Below are 19,664 nucleotides of genomic sequence, written 5' to 3' on the forward strand. Positions count from 1 at the left end.
TCTCGCAGGACGTCAGGGGCCGACTGGCTCCGGCTGGTGTCGCGGCGTGAATATTGACGGAATGATCTGTTCGTTCGGACCGCAGGCTAGTGCATTCGCACTGCTTCGCCGTTTCAGCAGGTCGAGCTCGCGAAGAGCGGCCCGCATGTCTGCCTGAAAGCGGGGGTTGCGCTGCATCACTGTCAGTGTGACCGACGCGGATAGACGTCCCGCTTCGACCGCACTCGCATTGTGAACGCCGCACACAACACGGCTCTCACCATAGGCGCGACCGCGTGCGAGAATTGGAACCGCACGCTCCGGCAGCAATTGTGCAAGCAATGTAGCCCACGTCCATCCGCGCGTCGTGTGACCCGAGGGATAGTCGTAGCTGTTCGTAACCTCGGCGGCTGGCTGACAGATTGGTCCAGCGTCGATCTTAAAGGGTCTGGCGCGCTGAAAGCGGTTCTTGGCCTCATTGTTGACCCGCGCCGTGTCAGCGGCGGCGGCAACCAGGAGGGCGGTGAGCCGTGGTGCCTTCTCGGGTGTCAGACTCAACCCGGCAGCACAGCTGAAGTCTCGCAGGAGGTCACCCGGCTTTTCGCTCACATCTCGAGTTGCCAAGCGCCAGCGATCGCTATTTTGGAGGGCTCTGGTCTTCAGGAAGATGGCGCGATCGGCCTCGTAACGCGGGTCGCCAACCACAGGAGCTGGCGGTATGACATCGATGATGCTGAACGGCGTCGCCGGTAAGTACGTGGCGGCCGATTTCGGCTCGCGAGCGCCCGACGCTGTATAGATCGCTAGGCTAGCGATACATACGATTGCCGACCGCAAAGCCCATTTTGCCATCGAAGAGTGGCAACCGGGGCGGCCCACAGTTGGCGGCGAATGATCGAGGGATGCCATGTGCCTATCCCAGATAGATGATGCGGTGAAAGGCGAACATGTCGTCGAAGGAGCAGAATTCCGGTGCTCCCAGCGTGATCACCGGCGACTTCGATGCGAGTTGCTGGGCCCAGCGGTTGAAAGTCCTCGCAAATGTGATCTGCTCAGCCGCGGTCAGCCAGGCGACGAAGTAGCCCAGAGAGATGTGGAAGCGGTAAGTGTCTGGCGTCGGGATTGGGACTTTGGTCACATCTGCGATCGCGCGGCGGAGGTCTGCGAGCTTGCCACGTTCTGCCTCATCGACTGGAAGTAGCCGTAGCGTGAGGGGAGCCCCGTTCGTCGGGTCTTGGGAGGGATCGACTTTCATCCTTATGGGCAGGCTACATCCAAGGCGAGCCGCCTTGAGCCGTTCCGCAAGGATTTCGGTGCACCGCTCGATCGGCATGTCGATCGGAAGATCGGCTGGCCAGGATTTGCGCTCGCGGGGCTTGTCATTCGCTCCACCGAATATCGTCATATGGTAGCTCGACGGCGGAAGTAGCGTGATCTTGCGAACGAACGGATGTGCCGGAGCCTCCCGATAGATGTCCAAAAGCGCGTTGAAGCAGCCGGAGTGCTCCCCTTGCTGGGGAACATGGCAAATGACAGTGTTGCCCGGAAATGGGTGGACGCGGCCGTCAGCATAGAATTTCGACCCGACGTCTGGGGGAAATTTCGAACGAACCTGTCTCGCGGAGACGGGCGCGCCTACAACCGCCGTGGCTCCCGCAGCCATGAGTCCGAGAAAATTGCGACGGTCGGTTGAATGCATCTTCATCTGTGCGGTTTCTTCGCTGTTGTCTGTCTGGCTGGGGAGCATGATGCGCGTTCCCAGCGAGAACCGAAAATTGAACTTTGACCAACGGAAATCGCCTGCATCTGATCGTCTGTAATTCGGTAGATGCGTTGACAGTCTCGTTTCCGGGCACGGCAGACAAATTTTCTCGAAGGCTGGCTGCCGTGGCATGAAACCGTCACATTCAAGCATCGGCCCGAAGACCAAACTTGCAGTGTCGGTCCATCGAATCTGAGGGCAGTATGTGCCGGTAACCCGAGGGTTTGACTCCCCCGTCAGGGGGGAGTGTTTATTCGAAGCCTGAGCCCGGCGACCCACCCCCACCTAGCCCTAGTATGCAAGGTGGAAGTTCGCGCCGACATAACGACGATCATCCCGCGGAACGAAGCGGACTACGCCTTGGCCGAACGTGCCCAAGTTGGTGGAATAGGACTTGTCTGTGATGTTCTTCACGACAAAGTTGAACTCCCAATGATCGCCGCCCAGCAGACCGAGTGAAGCGTTCCAGATTCCAAACGCGCTCTGCACAGTCGTTGGCGTCTGGTTGATGCTGTACTGGACCTCGCTTTGCGCATTTGCGTCGGTGGTCAGGCGGATCGAAAGGTCGCCGCTCAGCGGAATTTCGTAACTCGCGCGGACGTTGCCCTTCCATTTCGGCGCATAGGGCAGCGGCTGACCATTGATCTGGCACGACGCGGCTGCACCCACAGGGCAGGTGAAATTGTCGACGCGGGCGTTAGTGTAGGCGCCACCGGCGGACAGCGTGAAAGCTCGCGACGGCTGAAGGGCCACATCGACTTCGACACCTCGCGTCGAGACCCTACCAGCATTGATCAGGCGCGTGACCGGCGATCCGTTGAACGTGTCGAAGAAATTGACCTGATAGTTTTTGAACTTGTCCAGGAAAGCTGCGATGTTGAAACGGAGCATATCGTTGAAGAAGCGCGACTTCAGGCCGACTTCAAATGAATTGGATGTCTCCGGGCTCAGTGCCGACGTGTCCTGGGGCAACATGCTGAAGGCGACGTTGTAGGCGGGGCCTTTGTAGCCGCGACCATAGGTGAAATAGGCCATCGCCTTAGGCGTAAGGTCGTACTGCACGCCCGCACGACCCGAGAATCCGGTGTTGCTCGTATTTCCACCCGCCGTAAACGCAGTCTGGATGCCGGTGACCGGTGTGGGCGAGGTCGAGGTTCGGGCAAAGGAGTAAGTTAGCTCATCCCGCGTAACCCGCCCGCCAAGCGTTCCGCGAAACCGTTCGGTAAAGTGCAGATTCGCTTCGCCGAAGCCAGCATAGCTCTTGTTGGAAACACTATAGTTGGCGACACCAACAAAGCTCGCGCCGGTGCCTAGCGTGGTCGTCCGCTGATAGCGTTCCGTATCGTCTCCCTGAAAGTAGAAGAGACCCACCTGATAGTCGATGAACTGGCCCTTCGGAGATGCGAGCCTCAACTCCTGAGAATACTGATCGAAGTGCAGATTGCCGATGTCGTGTTGCTGGGCAAAGGCGGTCGTCGCACGCGGCAGACGATCCTGATCCTGCGCTTGGTCATTCTTCCACCCTCTCCATGCGGTGATGGAGGTGAGCGTGTAGTCTCCAATGTTCCAATCGATCTGGGCAGACAGGCCGTAATTTTTGTCCTCGGCGTTGGTGAAGTAATTGGAGTTAATTGAACGGTTTTCCGCGCTTGGTACAACCGGCGCAACCGCCGTCGCGAACGCAGGGAAACTGGTCACGGCGTTCGTCGGATATGCGATCAGTGTCGTCGATGAGACAACGCCCTGGGGCGTGGTGTTCCGTGCATCGGCATAATCGCCGATGAGCGTTATGGTGAGGTCTTCGGTAGGTTTGAACTGGAGCTTGCCCCTCACACCGGCGTTGCGGAAGCCGTTGACCGTGCTGTTGTCGAACACGTTCGTCACATTGCCATCGTAGTGAGAATAGGCGCCGGTAAGGCTGAATGCGACCTTTTCGCCCAGCGGACCGGAAACACCCGCGCGAGCCCTCCACTCGTCGCCGCCCGTGTAATATCCAAGGTCGAAAAACCCGTGGAATTCATCGCCGGGCGCGCGCGTGACAATGTTTACCGCACCGACCGAAGCGTTCTTTCCGAAGAGGGTTCCCTGCGGGCCGCGCAGGACTTCGATATGATCGATATCCATCAGGTCCATGCTGGCCTGACCTTGACGCGCGAGAACCACGCCGTCGATCACGGTTGAAACCGTGGGCTCAACGCCGGGCGAGGTCGATACCGTACCAAGACCTCGGATGAAGAGCGCCTGATCCTTGGCCGATGCCGTGTTACGGAAATTCAGAGATGGGACGATCGTCGAAATCCCCTGCAGGCCGGCGCGATTTTCGGAACGCAAGATGTCCCCACCAACGACCGAGATTGCGATCGGGACCTTCTGGAGAGGCTCCGCGCGACGCGTAGCCGTGACGACGATGTCGCTTGTTTCGGTCGCGCCTTCGGCGACAGGCGGTGCAGCGGCCTGGGCATGAGCTTGCGAGCCGAACGCCATAGCGATCATCGCTGCAGTGCAGGCTGTGCTCGTCAAACGCACGAAGTTTGAGCGATTTCCAGACATTTGATCCTCCTTTAGCACGGTATGGATGCGTCGAAATCACTCGCCGCAAGTCCGCTTGGCAGCCTCTATGCCACCAATGCGGCACAAATACACTCATAAAGTGTAAGTCTTATGACATTATTTTTGTGAAGGCGCTGTTGTTTCCACGCGCGACAGGTGCAATCACCTAGGGTGACAGGAGAATTGCTGGCAAAATGTCCGAGAACGATCCCTCTTTTGCGAAGCTGATGAACAGCGAGCGAGCTGTGCTTGACGCGCTATTCCGCGCTGGCAGCACCACGCAGGGCGACTTGGTCAATGCATTCGATCTGACTCAGCAGTCAATCTCACGCATCGTGGGTGGATTAACGGACCGGCAGATGGTCGCTGCCGGCGAAAAGGTGAGCGGCGCAAAGGGATATCGAACCTCGGCGCTCAAGCTCGTCGGAGACTTCGCCCATTCAATTGGCGTGTCGATCACCGCTGGAACGGCATCGCTCGTGGTGATGAACTTTGCCGGTGAGGTGGTAGCCCGGCGCAAGGCTCATCCCCGTACCATGGGCGTGGAAAATGTTGCCGAGTGGATCGAGGGTGAGATGCGAGGCGACCTCGGGGAAGACGTTCGGCGCGGTGGCTTTGTCGGCCTTGGTATCAGCATCGCTGGCTCGTTCATCGATGCGCGATCTTTCAACACGCCGAGCTATCTTGAAGAGTGGGCCGGAATTGACGTGGAGAACATCCTTCGGACAAGGCTCGCCTGCTCCGTATTTGCGGAGAACGACGGTAACGCCGCAACGCTTGCCGAAGGCATGCTGGGCGTTGGTCGCTGGGCGCCGAGCTTTGCGTATCTTTACCTCAGTTCCGGCGTCGGCGGTGGTCTCATGCTGAACGGCGACCTGTGGCGCGGGCGCTATGGCAACGCCGGCGAATTCGCAGGTGGCTTGCCCCCCAATATTTACCCGTTCCCGAATCTGGAGCTTCTACGTGTGTTAGCTGCCCGTGACGGAATCAGCTTCGAGACTGTTGACGAGCTCGTGTCCAATTACGATCCGTCTTGGCAGGCGATCGATGAGTGGATCTCTCGTGTGCATGATTCTGTTTCCATCATCATCTCGAACGCAACGGCCATCCTAGACCTCGACGCCATCGTTCTGGGAGGCCTCATTCCCACCGATTTGGCCCAGCGCTTGGCGGCCAAGGTTGAAATGTTTGACCAGCGGCGTCGCTCGGTCGCCCGTCCGATCGCAAGGCTAGTGCCAGCGGAAGTGCTATCGGACGCGGCGGCCATTGGTGCAGCGATGCTACCGCTACGCGCGACCTTTTTTACGCCGCAGGGCGCGCGTACTCCCATCGCCGCCGCCAGAGGAGCAGGAGCAGAACAGTAAGCACCCCGGCGATCATCGCCGGTAGCGTCATTCCGAACAGCAGGCGGCTGCTTGTCACCTCGCGGAACGAGGTATCCTCAAGGAGCAAGCCGATTCCTGCCGCGCTAATCGCTAGCGAGAGTTTCGCGGAGGCTGTGAACAGGCCGTAGGCCACGCCCTCATTTCCGGCACCGGTGTCGGCGATGACGTCGCCATATGCCGACCATAGGGCCGTCCCAACACCGCCGCTGCTGACGCCAAATAATAAGGCGGTGGGCAGGATGGACCATGCGGCGCCCGTGCCCGCCGCTGCGAAGAGGGCAGCGGTCGCAGAAATGCTGAGGCAAGTGACCATGATCTTCATGGTACCGGATCGATCTTTCAGAGCGCGAAGCCAAAATGGCTGCCCCAGCACCATGCCGACCGAGATGAGTGAGATCGTGATCGTGCCAAGAACCGGATCGAGAAGATGCGATGCGGCGTAGTAAGGAAGGAGCTTGGTGAACACCGGGCTCGCGAAGGATGTGATGAACATTGCCGCGATCAGCAGCCAGGCCATCGAGTCGATTTTTCGGCCGAGGGACATGACTGAAGTTTCGGCTGGGACAGGCAAGGCCGGGTCACGGCCGTCATCCCGGACCGTGAAATAAAGCATCGCACAGGCACCGACGGTGATGATCGCCATGAAAATGCCAAGCCCGAGCAGCAGCGGCGCGCGCATCGTCTCGATCGAATAGACAAGAGAGGCCACCGTGCCGGCAACCGTGAGGGCAGCAAGACCGCTCCCGGCGAGCCGTGCAGCAGCGAGATAGGCTCTGTCTGAGACCGTGCCGACCACTGAACTCAGCATGGAATTCTGTGGAATATCGATGAAGGCATAAGCGATCCTGAACAGCAAGATCGCGATTGCAGACAAAGTCAAAGGAGCTTCGGGTCTCATTGCTGGGACTGCAAATAGGAACATGAGGGCTGCCGATGTGGCTAGCGCCCCCATGAACTGTAGGTGGGCGGCTGATACGGCGCTCGAGAGGCGGCGTTTAAGGAGCACACCCACCACTACGTCCAGTAGGGCACTCAGCAGAAAGCTTCCGCACAGCACCCAACCCACCGAGGAGGGGCCGAGCTGGGCAACTTCGGTCAGCAAAAACGCAAACAGAGACTCGCTACCATACCAGAAGATGCTCTTGCCGAAGTGAGCAGACGCATAAGCGAGCGCTACCGAGCGAAGCGTCTGCCCGTCGGAATGGGGAACTTCCTTGTTGGACACGGCGTCCATAACTCTTCCGTAAGGGCTTCCTGGCGATTCTCCTGATCGATAACCCTAGCGCTCAATCTTCATTCGGGTAAAGCCCAGCAGCTTCGGAAGCCGGCAGCGATCCTTTGATGGCCCTCAACGTTGCAACCGCGCTAAACTCATTTCGATCGGTATGGACCGAACCTTTTCAGGACGTTGCGCCGGCTCGTCTCATCATTGAGAACAAAGACCTCGTAGCGTTCACCGCCTGGAGCGACACGGATGACGACGTGACCGTTGTAGCTCTTGTAAATGCTGTCCATGATTGGGCCGATTGCAAATCGGGTTTCGGGTGCCATACCGGTGGCAAAAACGTCCCTGGGTCCTGAGTACAGCCCCTTCGAGGCCATCCTGTTAACTACTTCTTCGCCCGGCTGAGGTGACAGCCAATTCTCTTGGATCAGAACACGCGGAGCTAGGTTTCGCAGAATATTTTCATTTACGGTGTCACGATTGCCATGATGATCGAGCAACATGACGTCTACCGGTCCCACCACGGCTGAAACAGGGGTTTCTATATCCCGCCACCATGGCTGATTGTAACTTGGAACTCCTGGAATGTCACCACCCGTGTAATACTTGAAGCGTCCATAGGAAAACGTTAGCACGTTACTAAACGGATTTTCATCGAATTTGCAGTCTTTTACTGCACCTTCTGGAATGTAATGCTGTGTTTCATCACGAGCACCAGTCCAGATGATTCCGTTCGAAGAGATGTTGCGGATATGAAAGCTTGGAAATGCCGACGGCTGGGATACTTTAACCTGATCTAGGGCGCCAGGCGTGAGACCGACGACCGCTTGCCCATGCCGCAAACGATAATCAACGAAGCTGAGGTAATTGGCGAGCGAAATCCCATTGTTGCCCGACAGTTCGCCCGCGCACCGACGAAGATCGACGGGATAATCATAGTTGGGCGCGGCACGGTCTATCAGGGTGCTGATGGGGATCAGGTCTCCCACCTCAGTTATGCCGGCAAGGCGGTAAGCGCCGGTCTTCGACAGCGGTTTGTCGGCGGTGATCGTACCCATGTGGTCGGTGTGAAAATGGGTAATGAGCGCGTAATCGAGCTTCACAGGACGCCCCGCCGGGGCGAACTGCTTGATATAGTCGGCTATCCAGTAACCGGCCGAATGCTGACCGTCGGGCTTTGGCGGAAACGCCTTCAGGGGCTGTACCATTTCGACAAATGATGGGTCAGCTTCGCCTGCATCAATCAGCATCGTCGACCCGTCGGGAAACACAAAATAGGTGGCGTTGCCACGACCTGTGCTGATGTGATGGATATCGAAATAACCCTTGGTCCAGGCCGGAAGTTGATCTTCGGACGGTGTCGCCATGACCGGCGCGGAAGCAGATGCCGCGAGCACGACCGCGATGGCCAGCAGTGCGCGCTCTCTCCGCGTGCGCCAGCGACTGAGTCCGCTCGTTGCGCGCTCAAGAAAGGTGGTTCTCAACCCGGCGCGCTCCGACATGTCTCTACTCCGAACAATTGATTTCATGAGATCACTTCGCTGGGCATGACGCGACGATCGATCTCTCGATCCCCGGTCGATCGAGGAGCGCTCGTGTCACACCGTTCGTCCAGCCGAAGCCGTCCTGAACGGGGTACTCCCCGCCACCGCCTGCCAGTCCGCTCTCGATGTCGTATTTCTCGACCATGCGACCTGTGCAGTCGTAGAAGCCGGAAACGGTCCGTACCCACCGGCTTGCGAGCTGGTCAGCGAGCGCCGTGTGGTTGTAACGATCGAGACCCTGGACGGCGATCCATTGCAATGGCGCCCAGCCGTTGGGTTCGTCCCATTGCTCGCTGGTCCCGACCGTCGTCGTGCGCAGGCCACCTGGCGCGAGGAGTCTCGCTTCGGTCAGCTTCGCCGTTTCGTTGGCCTGAAGGGTCGTCGCTAAACCAACAAACAGCGGGTACAAGGCCGCCGAACTGACCGAAGCCGTCAATCTACCCGCAGACCTATCCCAATCGCCGAAGCGCTTCTCGGTCGCGTTCCATAAATACTTGTCGATTGCGGTGCGGCGGGCATCGGCAAGGCGCCTAAACTTCGCTGCACAGGTTGAGTCTTCCGCCGAGGCGCAACGACGCGCGATCGAGCGCTCGAGATTGAACAAGAGGCTGTTGAGGTCGATCGGGACGATCTCGGTCGTGTGGATCGTCGAGAGACGTTTGCTGTCGCGTAACCAGCGCGAGCTGAAATCCCATCCGCTCTCGGCACCCGCGCGGAGATCTCGATAGACCATGGCTGCGGGTCGCGGTGCAGCCTCGGCAGCAGTCGCGACGTCGATCGTATAACTCTCGTCGCGGGGCGTGTCGCGCGCATCCCAGTAGCGATTGAGCAGGCTGCCGTCGGGCATTCGCACGACGTGCTGGCAGGTTCCGTCCTTCCCCAGGCAATCGCTCCCCGCCATCCAATATGCGTGCTCGGTCTTGAGAACCTCTAGGCGCTGCGCGTTGATGACGGGATCGGTGTTGTCCGATAGATCCATCATGAAGGACAGAAATGGCGGCTGTGATCGCGTCAGATAGTAGCTTCGCGTGCCGTTAGGAACGTGCCCATATCGTTCTACGAGCGACATAAAGTTACCGAGCATCGCCTCGATCAGGGGCTTCTCGCCATCGGCCTTGAGACCGAGCATCGTGAAATAGCTGTCCCAATAATACATCTCGTTGAAGCGGCCGCCCGCCACGACAAATGTGTTGGGTAGTTGTAACGAGGAAGAGCCTGGCACGACCGCTAGCGGTGGCTTGGCGAGGATCGTCCACAGAGCCTTAATATGTTCGCGCAGTCTGGGCTTGGCGCCCACCTCGTTTTGCGATCGAAAGTGTCGGCCGACGAAGGCCATGAGCTGATCGCGCGTCTGCGGGCTCTCGGCGCGAAAAGCTGCCATGATCGTGTCGGGCGTCTCTCTCGGGATGAGGTCGACAAACGTCTTGTTGTCTGGAAAAACCTTGGCGCGCTGGACGGCGTCGTAAAGCGGGCCAAACGTGTCCGCGGGCGTCTTGGCCGAGCGGGAAACCTCTAATGCGCGCTCGGACGCCGATCGCGCAGATCCTTCGGAAGGCCTTCTGCGGATCGTGGCGTCGGATTGCGCGGGCGTCGATACCGCTATGGGCCGACTTCCTGCCGGCAACCTGCTCAAGATCGAGGAGCGAGGCGCAGCCATTGCCAGAGTGATGCCACTGACTGACGCCATGATTGCCAGGGCGCGACCAGAAGAAATCAGAATTGAAGAAGTGGATCGACGCACTTGGAGACTACCTAAGCAGGAAGGTATGGCCAGAGCCGAAGCTCGGGCCATCGCCAGTTTTAGAACTTCATCCGCAAGCTGGCCTGGTAGTTCGGCCCAAAAAGCGGGCGGCCCAGGAACACACCGCCACCGTCGACACCACTGCCGACGACGCGACTGTTCCCTTCAGTGATCCCCAACGTGTTCGTTACGTTGGTGCCCGTAAACGCCAGTGTCATTCCATTCTCGAATTCGAATGATGCGCCAATGTCGAGCGTCTCGTAGCCCGGAAGGGGTTGAAGGTTCTGGAGATCGGCGTAGCGCTTTGTCACAAAGGTTCCGGTGGCGTAAAGTGTCAGTCCGCCAATCGGTGTGTCGATTGTGTAGCTCGGCGTCACGCGGGCTTGAAAATCGGGCTGGCGCAGCACCTGATTGCCGGTGATGCCGGGGCCGCCTGCAGTATATTTGCCGTGCTGATACGCACCCGAAGCGGAGACCGAGAAGCCTTCGAACGGACGGATGACGCCATCGAACTCAAGACCATAAGTGTCTGAACTGGTAAGGTAGCGAAGCAGAGTGCCGTCGGCGAGAAGCTGCGACGACGGTTGGCCCTGGAACTTGTTGTAGAAGCCTGTGAGGTTCAGAGCAAACCAAGAGCCGCGTGATTTGATACCACCCTGGATCTGATCGACATTGGTAATCTGCGTCACACCGGCGCGCAAATCGTCGAACGTCGGCAAGGAGTAGCCCTTGTTATAGCCGATAAACGCGTTGAAATCAGGAGCGATTTCGTAGTTCGCGTCAACGTTGAACGCGCCGCGAGAGCCGCTGTAGTCCACAGGTCGCGTGCTCGGCAGGAGGACCGAAACGTTGTAGTCGTAAAGCGCGAGCGGATCGGTCGAGATCATTGTCTTGGTTGAGTTCTGGAAAGTCGCGTCGATAGTTTCCCACTCGTAGCGGCCACCGATATCGACCTTTAGACGATCGGTGATGTCCCACTGATCCGTCACGAAGACCGCAGTGTTGCGACCATTGTAGATGTTGTGCAGCGCGAGAGCCGTCGGTCCATAGACACCGCTTCCGTTGGTGACGCGAACACCGTTGTTCAGCACCAAATTGATGGGCTGGGCATTGTTCTGCACCGTCATCAGCTGCTGATGGCCGGTGTACCAGGTGTCGTCGGAACTATAGTCCGCGAAATAGGCACCAGCGGTCAGCCGGTTGCCCGAGAAGAGCTCCGTGGACAGGCGTGCCTCATCTTGAAACGATCGGATCTTCTTGTTGACGTAGAACACCCCGATACCGATCACGCGGGTGTTCAGGTCGGTGAGCGCTGCTCCCGAACTGATGAGTGTTGCGGTGCCAGCGGTTGCAGGGCGACCCGCCGCCGCGAGAGCTGCCGCGTTGCTGTTGGCCGTAGTGATCTGGCTGTTGATGAAGGAACCAAGGGTTACCGGAGTCGCGCCAGTAAATTGGGCTATTGTCGGTGCATTGCCAGCGGAATAGGCAAGCTTGTTCGAGAAGGAGAACGCACCGAATTGCTTGTCGAAATCGAGCCCGACAAGCTTCAGATCTATGCCGCGCCCGCGCGAAAGATCGACCGTTTTCGAAACGGGCGTGTTCGTCCCGTTCGAGGCGATATCGAACGTGACGATACGGTTCGCGTTACCTAAGAAAGTGTCTCGGGTCGGGTCGAAGCCAGGATAGGGTTGCAGCGAGATCTGGTCGCCGGTGCCCTCGCGGATGAGCGGGACCGCCGTGAAGAAGGCGTTCCGATCATATGTGTTCCTTGCGTAAAGCGTGAAGGATCCACCATCCTCAAACTCCTTCATCAGCGTTCCACTGATCTGATGACCGTCGTCTGCGGGGAATTGGGTGTTCCGGACGCCCTTCGCGTTACGATAAAAGCCGCCGACGCTTGCGTACCAGCCGTTTCCGACGTCTGCCCCATAGTAGCCGTCAATCCGATAAAATGACCCGGTGCCCACTGTCGCCATGAGCACGCCGCCCGGATCGGATTTTCCGTTCTTCTGGACGAAGTTCACAGTGGCACCGGGCTGGCCGTTGCCGAGGAGCACAGCTTGCCCGCCAATGGTCGTTTCGACCCGCTTGACCGTCTCGTCGAGACGGAACTGGGTGGAATTGTCCAGGAAGGAGAGACTGGATGCCGGGTAGATCGGAAGTGAATCGATTTGCATCGTAACGAACTTGGCGTCGCCACCGGTAGGAAATCCGCGCACCATGACGTTGGGGCCGGATACGCCGCTGGTGGTTTCTGCCCAGACGCCGGGCACGAGCTTAAGAACGTCTGCAGCACTGATCGGAGCGGCCGTCCGGATCGCGTCGCTGGAAATCGAGGTCACCGCATATCCCGCCTCCAGCTTACGCTGGCCATTTGGGTCGGCCGATCCCACTACAACGATCTCGTTTTCGTCCGTAGTCCGGGCGGCGCTGGTCTGCGGTGCGGCCGAAGTCGCAGCGGCGGGCGCTACTGCCCCCGAGCTTGACTGGGCGTAAGCCACGGTCGGCAAGGCGACCGCTGCGGCGGTGGCGAGAAGGCAATTTCGAAAATCGAGGCGCATTTTGGTCCCCCCAGCAGGTTTGTGGGAGGACGCGCTTCCGTCTCCCAAATTGGACGCGGTTGATCCGCTTCCGCTGAGGAGATGCTTTTGGCTAAAAAATTCCGGCTATCGGCCTGCGAATTTTTCTGAGGAAGTTGGGTCCGCCGCGCAAAGCAAAGGCCCTACCTCACACCTGAGTGGCGCGCTTCGCCTCAAAATCGATAGCCGAAGGACACAGTCAAATTCCGGCCGAACAACGGGCGGGCGATGACAGGTCCCGACGTTAGAACGGCGCCTAGTACGCGAGTGTTTCCTTCGGTTAGGCCGAAGGTGTCGAGCAGATTCTGACCGATCAAATTAATGTAAACGCCGTTGTCGAGTCTGAAGTGAAGCCCCGCATCGACTGTCGCGTATGGCGGAAGCCGTTGAAGGTTCTCGACATCTGAATAGCGCACCCCCACATATGTGTAGGTTCCAGTGACTTTCAGGTCGGCGCTGCCAACTTTTGCTGTGTATGAGGGCGAGACGGCGAATTGTAGATTTGGTTGACGGACTATGCGGTGCCCCGCGTTACCGCCAAATCCCTTGTACCGACCATCTTCATATGTGCCGCGGAACTCGATCGACCATCCCTCGCTAGGTTGAACCTCAGTCTCGATTTCGATACCTGCCGCTCGCGCTCCCCCCGTAAGTACGATCGACCCGATCGTGCCGTCGGGCTGTGCGAGCAATCGCGTGAACTGGAGGCCCGAAAACAGATTAAGGAAGGTGTTGATCGAAGCCCGGACCGGCCCGTCGGCGTAGTCGACGCCTGCTTCGAATACGTTGGCTGACTGCGTTCGCTGATCTCCGATTCGCAGCTTGTCAAAGCTTTGCAGATTGGAGCCGCGATTCATGCGCGCGTGAAGCGTCAGACGGTCGGGGACAAGTCTTTGCACGATGCCAGCGGCCCAGGACACTCGGTAGGCATCATCGACGAGCGGTCTGGACGTCGTCAGCAGTCGGGCTCCGTTGTTATTGTAAATCGTCAGTGGATTGCCGTCGAAATCGTTGCCGGTTAGGACATTTTGCACGCCCCCCCGTAGGGACTGATGTTCAATCCGAATACCGGCGTCGATGGTGGTAGAGTCAGAGGCCGACCATTTGTCGCTCAGGAACAGCGCTACATTTGTGCTGTCGCTGCCGCCCACGACCTGGCCGGTGGTGGCGCTCACGAATCCATCTCGGCTGGCCTGCACCCCATTGTTCAATCGGAGGTCGATGCGTCGTGCATTCGGCTCTGCTAGAAGTAGCAGATTGTTCCCCAAGAGGCGTAGGTCTTCGGATTTCGATTTCGCGATGAAGAATCCCGCAGTGAGCTTGTGCTCCGTGCCAATCGTCCGGGTCACGCGAAACTCATCCGTGATCGAGGAGATTCTTTCGCTAATCGACCAAAGCCCTGCCGTAAGGACATAGCGATCTGGCGTGATTGGCAGCCCGTTGGACACGAGAGAACCTTGTCCCGACGACGCGAGACCCGCAGCGGCAACAATACGTGGATCGCCATTGGCTCGCGCGATGGTTTTGGAGAGATATTGGCCGAGGGTCTCGGGGACTGGTCCTGTAAACAGTCCAATCGTATTCGCGTCGCCAGCGGTCACATTGAGTCGATTTGTGATCTTGATGCTCTCGTCCGGAGACCACTCGAAGCTCATACCTGCGAGAAAGAGAGCAACGCCACGTCCCTCGCTCAAGTCGACTGAGCGCGATTGCCCGGGGCCATTTTCGATCGCTAGCCGCCGCGTATCGTTTCCTATCAGCGTATCACGAAGAGGGTCGAAGCCGGGCAAGGCGTTGAAGTTGCCTTTACCGTCAGCAAGCAAGGGAACTCCGGTGTAAAAGGCGTTTCGATCCCGCGTGTAGCGAGCGTAGGCGGTGACCCTGCCGCCCTCGAACTCATGCGTGATGTTGGCCGTGATTTGGCCACCCAAGTCAGCGGGAAATTGCGTATGTCGGAGGCCGTCGGAGGCGCGGTAAAATCCGCCGATTGCGAAAACGGTTTTCGGTGTGATCGGTCCAGTGAGGTAGGCATCGGCGCGCCGGGTGCCGTAGTCCGTGGTCGATAGGCGGAGACCACCTTCCAACTCGAGCGTTCCGGTGCGCTGTATGAAGTTCATGACCGCGCCGGGCTGACCGTTGGCGTAGATCGGACTCGTGCCGCCTCGTAATATCTCGACGCGATCGATCATGTCGTCGACCCGGAACAGGGTCGTATTCTCGCTGAACGCCAGTTCAGTCGGAGGGTAAATCGGCGCGCCGTCCAACTGCACGGTGAGAAAAGGAGCATCCCCGGTCGTTGGGAAACCGCGCACGAAGACGTTGGCTCCAGTCGCTCCTCCTGTGGTTTCTGCCCAAATGCCGGGAGCCAACTTTAAGATGTCGGCGGTGTTGTTCGGCGCTAGCTCACGGATTCGGTCGAGGGTCACGGTCGTGATCGCTAGCCCGGCATCCAATTTTCGCTCGGGCTGGATTGTGCCGGTCACGACGATATCAGGATCGGGATTTTGCTCACGCGGTAACTCGGCCTTTGGTTGAACTGGAGCCCGAGGTTGCCGTGGCGACGGCATTCTAGTTACCCGCTTCACGACGCGGGGTCTTGCGGCCAGGCTGATTGCATTGCCGTTACGCGCGATCACGAATAACGCCGTCCCGCGAAGCAGTCGCCTGAGTCCTTCGTCAACTGACAGACGCCCCCGTACCGCGCGCGTCCTCAGTCCGTCGATATTCGCCGGAGCAACGATTTGTATTTTCGCCTGCCGGGCAAATTCCGGGATACCGGTGACCGCCCGTTGCTCGGGAACATCAAAGTCGACCTTCTGTGCGAGCGCAGGGGCTGGGGCGAGCAAGAACGCTGGCGCGAGGAGGGCGCACAACTCCCTTCCGGGAAATGAAAACCGCGTACTAACCAAGGAAAATTGTCCGCGCCCGAACGTGCTCCGTTCGGTAGATGCTTGAGCACATCAATTTCCGGCTATGCCGATTGCAGTTTTTTCCCCGAAATTCGTATGACATCGCCCTGGCTCGTGACGCTACCGCCGAAGCTGGCTGCAACAGCCACCGCAAACCCGCGTGGGTCGTTGGCTTTGAAGAGCCCGGTAATACGTTGTTTAGCCAAGTCGGGGTCTGCCACGACGATCCGCGCCGAGCCGTAGCGGTCAAACGCGCGGACCGCATCTGCGAGCAATTCCCCGCCGAAGGAGAGCATGCCTTCGCGCCACGCCAGAAACTGCTCTTGCTGTGGGGGCGCAACTGATCGCACTTCACTGGCCTGTAAATTAGCGTCGGATGCGAGGGTAAGCGCATGATCCTTTTCCAGCGTGAGCTTTCGCTCCCGACCGAAAAAGCTCGGCGACTGTGAGATCAGCAACCGTCCCTCGGTAACGAGCGCAACAACGGGCATGTCCACGAGATTCTGAAGTCCAAACGCACCCTTCGCCATCTGCAGCAAAAGGCTCCCTGCTTGAATAATGACAGGGTTTTTCTGCCATCGCGTGACATCCAAAAAAGCTTTTCCTCGGACGAGCGACAACTTCCGCTCGTTGGATGACAGCGCGACATCAACGCGGGAATCGGTATCGAGCGTGAGCATCGTTCCATCTTTGAGAGCGATATGCCGTATTTCGCCAACGCCACTTTCTAATGTGCGGTAACGCTCCAACCCGATCAAATAGGCTGCAGCAACCGATGCGGCGAGAGCGCCGCCCCCTCCAAGAACCATCCGCCGATTAAATCGAGGGACGGGGACCGCGTCTTCCATCGGCGCGTCGACCGTCGGTGCGAGATCGGCAGCCGGCATCTCGCCAAGCGCATTGGCCCGCTCCGCATGGATCCATGCAGCTTGCGCACGAACAAATGCGCCCAGCCGTCGGCTATCCCCTTCGAGCCATTGATCGAGTGCTACTCGCTCCGGCTCTGTAAGTCCACGCTCCGCCTTCGCTGCCCAAACGGTGGCCGCGTCTTCAATCTCGCTGGCGTGTTCGCGATTGGGCATTCTGCAGATCAAACTCTACGAGCGTCGGGTCCTGCCTCTTAGATGACTCTTCGGTGACATTTCCGCCATGTCCAAAGTGCCGAAGCAAAAATTTTATGCCTCTGGCGCTGTATTTCTCGACGGTGTGCTCAGCTAGTCCGAGGTGGCTGGCTGTTTCCCGCTGCGACAAGCCTTCCACACGACGAAGCCAGAAGACTTTGCGAACCTGCGGAGGCATTTCTCCAATCGCGGCCTCAACGCGGCGCAACTCTCTCTGTCCGTGCGCATGTTGTTCAGGACCAGGGGCATCGTCGACGTCACCGAGGGCCGCCAAGTCCACAATCGAACCAATTGAGATGACCTTATTCTTCCGCAGCGTCTGCAGGAATACCGACTTTGCGACCTGCATAGCGTAGCTTCGAGGGTCGCGAATCGAGTCGACGCTCTCGATACGGGCCAGAACCGCGTAGGTCTCCTGAACAATATCATCGATGTCAGAGTCGGAGATTTGTGTCGTGCGCCTGAGCCAAGCGCGCACAGCGGGTTCGTGAGGCAACACATGTGCTGCCAACCATCGACTACGCGCTAGGTAAGGTGCCTCCATAAAATCCGCTTCGCACGTGTTTATGACAGTCGCGCGTAAGGAGCCGACGATAGCCTTCGTTTGGCCTCTGGCGGCAGCATACACTCTCCAAAGCGTTGGGTAGGTCTACTCACTCGGGAGGTCAACGAGAATCACCCCGGCGCTCAACAGCGACACAAAGGGGAAAGTGCTGAGTGGCACCAGAGAGGTGCGTGCAGACACTAGCCCGCATCTCCACACATCGGCGCCTTTCCGCGATTTTTGACCTCGCCCTAACCGACACTCCGTCGAGCGCGGGCGGAGGCCGACATGACCCCAACGAAGCTACTCATTGGACAGATCCTCGTCGTGCTTGCGATCATCCTCGCGAGCATCTGGGTCGCGACTCAATGGGCGGCAGCTGAGCTGGCCTACCAAACCGAACTTGGTTCTCCATGGTTCGTCGCATTTGGCCGACCGATTTATCATCCCTGGTCAATCTTCCCGTGGTGGTTCTCCTTCGACGCCTACGCCCCGATCATCTTCGATGAGGCTGGCGCAATCGCGGCGGCCGGCGGTTTCATTGGGTGCGGCGCCGCGATCTTCGGATCCCTTTGGCGCGCTCGCCAGCCGAATAACCTCACCACATACGGTTCGGCCCGCTGGGCGGTGCACAAGGATATCAAGGCTGCCAGGCTATTCGACGATCGCGGCGTCGCGCTCGGTCGGATCGGTGCCAGCGATCTCCGCCATGACGGCCCCGAACATGTCATGGCCTTCGCGCCGACGCGCTCCGGAAAAGGCGTCGGCCTCGTCGTGCCCACCCTCCTGTCCTGGACCGGTTCGACCGTCGTTCACGACATCAAGGGCGAGAACTGGCAACTGACCGCCGGCTGGCGCGCGCGCTTCTCGCACTGCCTGCTGTTCAACCCGACCGACGCCCGCTCAGCCCGCTACAATCCGCTGCTCGAAGTTCGCCGCGGCGTAAACGAAGTGCGCGACGTCCAGAACATCGCCGACATTCTGGTCGATCCCGAAGGGGCGCTTGAGCGTCGCAACCACTGGGAAAAGACCAGCCATTCGTTGCTGGTCGGCGCCATCCTCCATGTCCTCTACGCCGAGGAAGAGAAGACGCTGGCCCGCGTCGCGACCTTCCTCTCCGATCCGCAGCGCAGCTTTGCCGCGACGCTGTGCCGGATGATGGCGACCAATCATCTCGGCACCGAAGAAGCACCGCTTGTGCATCCGGTCGTCGCCTCAGCCGCTCGCGAACTTCTCAACAAGAGCGAGAATGAACGCTCAGGCGTGCTGTCGACGGCGATGTCGTTCCTCGGTCTCTACCGCGATCCCACCATCGCGGCCGTGACCGCCGCGTCCGACTGGCGCATCGTCGATCTCGTCGAAGCGGCGCATCCGGTCTCGCTCTATCTCGTCGTGCCGCCGTCCGATATCAGCCGCACCAAGCCACTGGTCCGCCTGATCCTCAACCAAATCGGCCGCCGATTGACCGAGGAACTGCACGGCACCGGCAAGGACGGCGAAGTCGCGCATGGCCGTCACCGCCTGCTGATGATGCTCGACGAGTTCCCGGCCCTTGGGCGGCTGGACTTCTTCGAGACGAGCCTTGCGTTCCTCGCCGGCTATGGCGTGCGCGCCTTCCTAATCGCGCAGAGCCTCAACCAGATCGAGAAAGCTTACGGCGAACACAACGCCATCCTCGACAACTGCCATGTCCGGATCGCGTTCGCGACCAACGACGAACGCACCGCCAAGCGAATCTCGGACGCGCTCGGCACCGCGACCGAACAGCGCGCGATGCGCAACTATGCCGGTCACCGGCTCGCACCCTGGCTCGCGCATGTCATGGTCAGCCGGCAGGAGACCGCGCGGGCGCTGCTGACCCCGGGCGAGGTCATGCAGCTCGCGCCGACCGACGAGCTGGTCTTGATCTCGGGGCATCCGCCGATCCGCGCCAAAAAGCTGCGCTACTATGAGGATCGACGCTATACCGCGCGTGTCCTCCCCGCACCGGTGCTGGATGCCGCAGGCTATCGCGATCTCCCCGCTGCTCGCCCCGACGATTGGGCCGGACAGGTGCGCGGAGCGGACATGCGCCTCGTCGGCAGCGCTGATGGCGGCGACGCCGGCGGCCTCGAACAGGCCCGCCATCCCGCGCACGAGATCGAACCCGCGGCGGTGGTCGAATCCGAAATCGCCGATCCGCTTGGCCTCGGCGAGGATGATGGCGACCAGTCGGCCGAGCGCCGCGCGATGGATCGCGTCCAGCGGCTCGGCACCGCGCGCACGGTCTATGGCCTCGACGCCGCCTCGGGCCGCCCCGACGACCTGCAGCTGGGGTTCTGACCG

Annotated in this window: 12 protein-coding genes; 2 read left to right on the plus strand and 10 right to left on the minus strand. The window is 59.4% G+C overall.

Features of this window, described 5'->3' with window-relative positions:
* Nucleotides 1-12: 12 nt before the first annotated feature.
* From L286_RS48035 to L286_RS40490, 3 genes are all read right to left on the minus strand, one after another.
* Complete coding sequence (locus L286_RS48035) at nucleotides 13-888, minus strand: acid phosphatase (RefSeq protein WP_235181746.1); 876 nt, start codon at nucleotides 886-888, stop codon at nucleotides 13-15.
* Nucleotides 889-892: 4 nt separating this feature from the next.
* Nucleotides 893-1,726, minus strand: a complete 834-nt coding sequence (locus tag L286_RS40485; RefSeq protein ID WP_007683002.1) for a DUF1868 domain-containing protein — start codon at nucleotides 1,724-1,726, stop codon at nucleotides 893-895.
* A 306-nt stretch (nucleotides 1,727-2,032) separates the two neighbouring features.
* The gene (locus tag L286_RS40490; RefSeq protein ID WP_007683004.1) at nucleotides 2,033-4,291 is read right to left on the minus strand and encodes a TonB-dependent receptor; all 2,259 of its coding nucleotides are present in this window, start codon (nucleotides 4,289-4,291) and stop codon (nucleotides 2,033-2,035) included.
* 194 nt (nucleotides 4,292-4,485) lie between these two features.
* On the opposite strand from L286_RS40490, the gene L286_RS40495 reads away from it, so the two are divergent.
* Nucleotides 4,486-5,655 carry an ROK family transcriptional regulator gene (locus L286_RS40495; RefSeq protein ID WP_020817628.1) on the plus strand — a complete coding sequence of 390 codons (1,170 nt, stop codon included), beginning with the start codon at nucleotides 4,486-4,488 and terminating at the stop codon, nucleotides 5,653-5,655.
* Here the strand turns inward: L286_RS40495 and L286_RS40500 are convergent.
* The 7 genes from L286_RS40500 to L286_RS40530 all read right to left on the minus strand — a co-directional run bounded on the left by L286_RS40500 (nucleotide 5,594) and on the right by L286_RS40530 (nucleotide 17,339).
* Nucleotides 5,594-6,910 (minus strand): MFS transporter, encoded by a 1,317-nt coding sequence (locus L286_RS40500; protein WP_020817627.1) that lies wholly within the window; start codon nucleotides 6,908-6,910, stop codon nucleotides 5,594-5,596. The genes L286_RS40495 and L286_RS40500 overlap by 62 nt on opposite strands.
* Nucleotides 6,911-7,047: 137 nt before the next feature.
* Entirely contained in the window at nucleotides 7,048-8,403 is a 1,356-nt protein-coding gene (locus tag L286_RS40505) for a hypothetical protein (protein WP_007686881.1), read from the minus strand.
* 31 nt (nucleotides 8,404-8,434) lie between these two features.
* On the minus strand, nucleotides 8,435-10,132 hold the full coding sequence (treF, locus tag L286_RS40510; RefSeq protein ID WP_007686882.1) for an alpha,alpha-trehalase TreF: 1,698 nt from the start codon (nucleotides 10,130-10,132) through the stop codon (nucleotides 8,435-8,437).
* A gap of 113 nt (nucleotides 10,133-10,245) precedes the next feature.
* A complete protein-coding gene (locus L286_RS40515; RefSeq protein WP_020817625.1) occupies nucleotides 10,246-12,747 on the minus strand; it encodes a TonB-dependent receptor in 2,502 nt (833 codons plus the stop codon).
* Between the two features lie 191 nt (nucleotides 12,748-12,938).
* The gene (locus L286_RS40520) at nucleotides 12,939-15,611 is read right to left on the minus strand and encodes a TonB-dependent receptor domain-containing protein (protein ID WP_235181745.1); all 2,673 of its coding nucleotides are present in this window, start codon (nucleotides 15,609-15,611) and stop codon (nucleotides 12,939-12,941) included.
* Between the two features lie 125 nt (nucleotides 15,612-15,736).
* Nucleotides 15,737-16,756 (minus strand): FecR family protein, encoded by a 1,020-nt coding sequence (locus L286_RS40525; protein WP_025161200.1) that lies wholly within the window; start codon nucleotides 16,754-16,756, stop codon nucleotides 15,737-15,739.
* Nucleotides 16,725-17,339: an RNA polymerase sigma factor gene (locus L286_RS40530; protein ID WP_025161201.1), complete on the minus strand. Its 615-nt coding sequence runs from the start codon at nucleotides 17,337-17,339 to the stop codon at nucleotides 16,725-16,727. Before L286_RS40530 ends, L286_RS40525 begins: the two co-directional genes overlap by 32 nt.
* Nucleotides 17,340-17,627: 288 nt before the next feature.
* Between L286_RS40530 and L286_RS40535 the strand changes: the two genes are divergently transcribed.
* Nucleotides 17,628-19,661 (plus strand): conjugal transfer protein TraG, encoded by a 2,034-nt coding sequence (locus L286_RS40535; protein WP_025161202.1) that lies wholly within the window; start codon nucleotides 17,628-17,630, stop codon nucleotides 19,659-19,661.
* Nucleotides 19,662-19,664: the final 3 nt, after the last annotated feature.

Source organism: Sphingobium sp. HDIP04, assembly GCF_000445085.1.
Taxonomy (GTDB): Bacteria; Pseudomonadota; Alphaproteobacteria; order Sphingomonadales; family Sphingomonadaceae; genus Sphingobium; species Sphingobium indicum.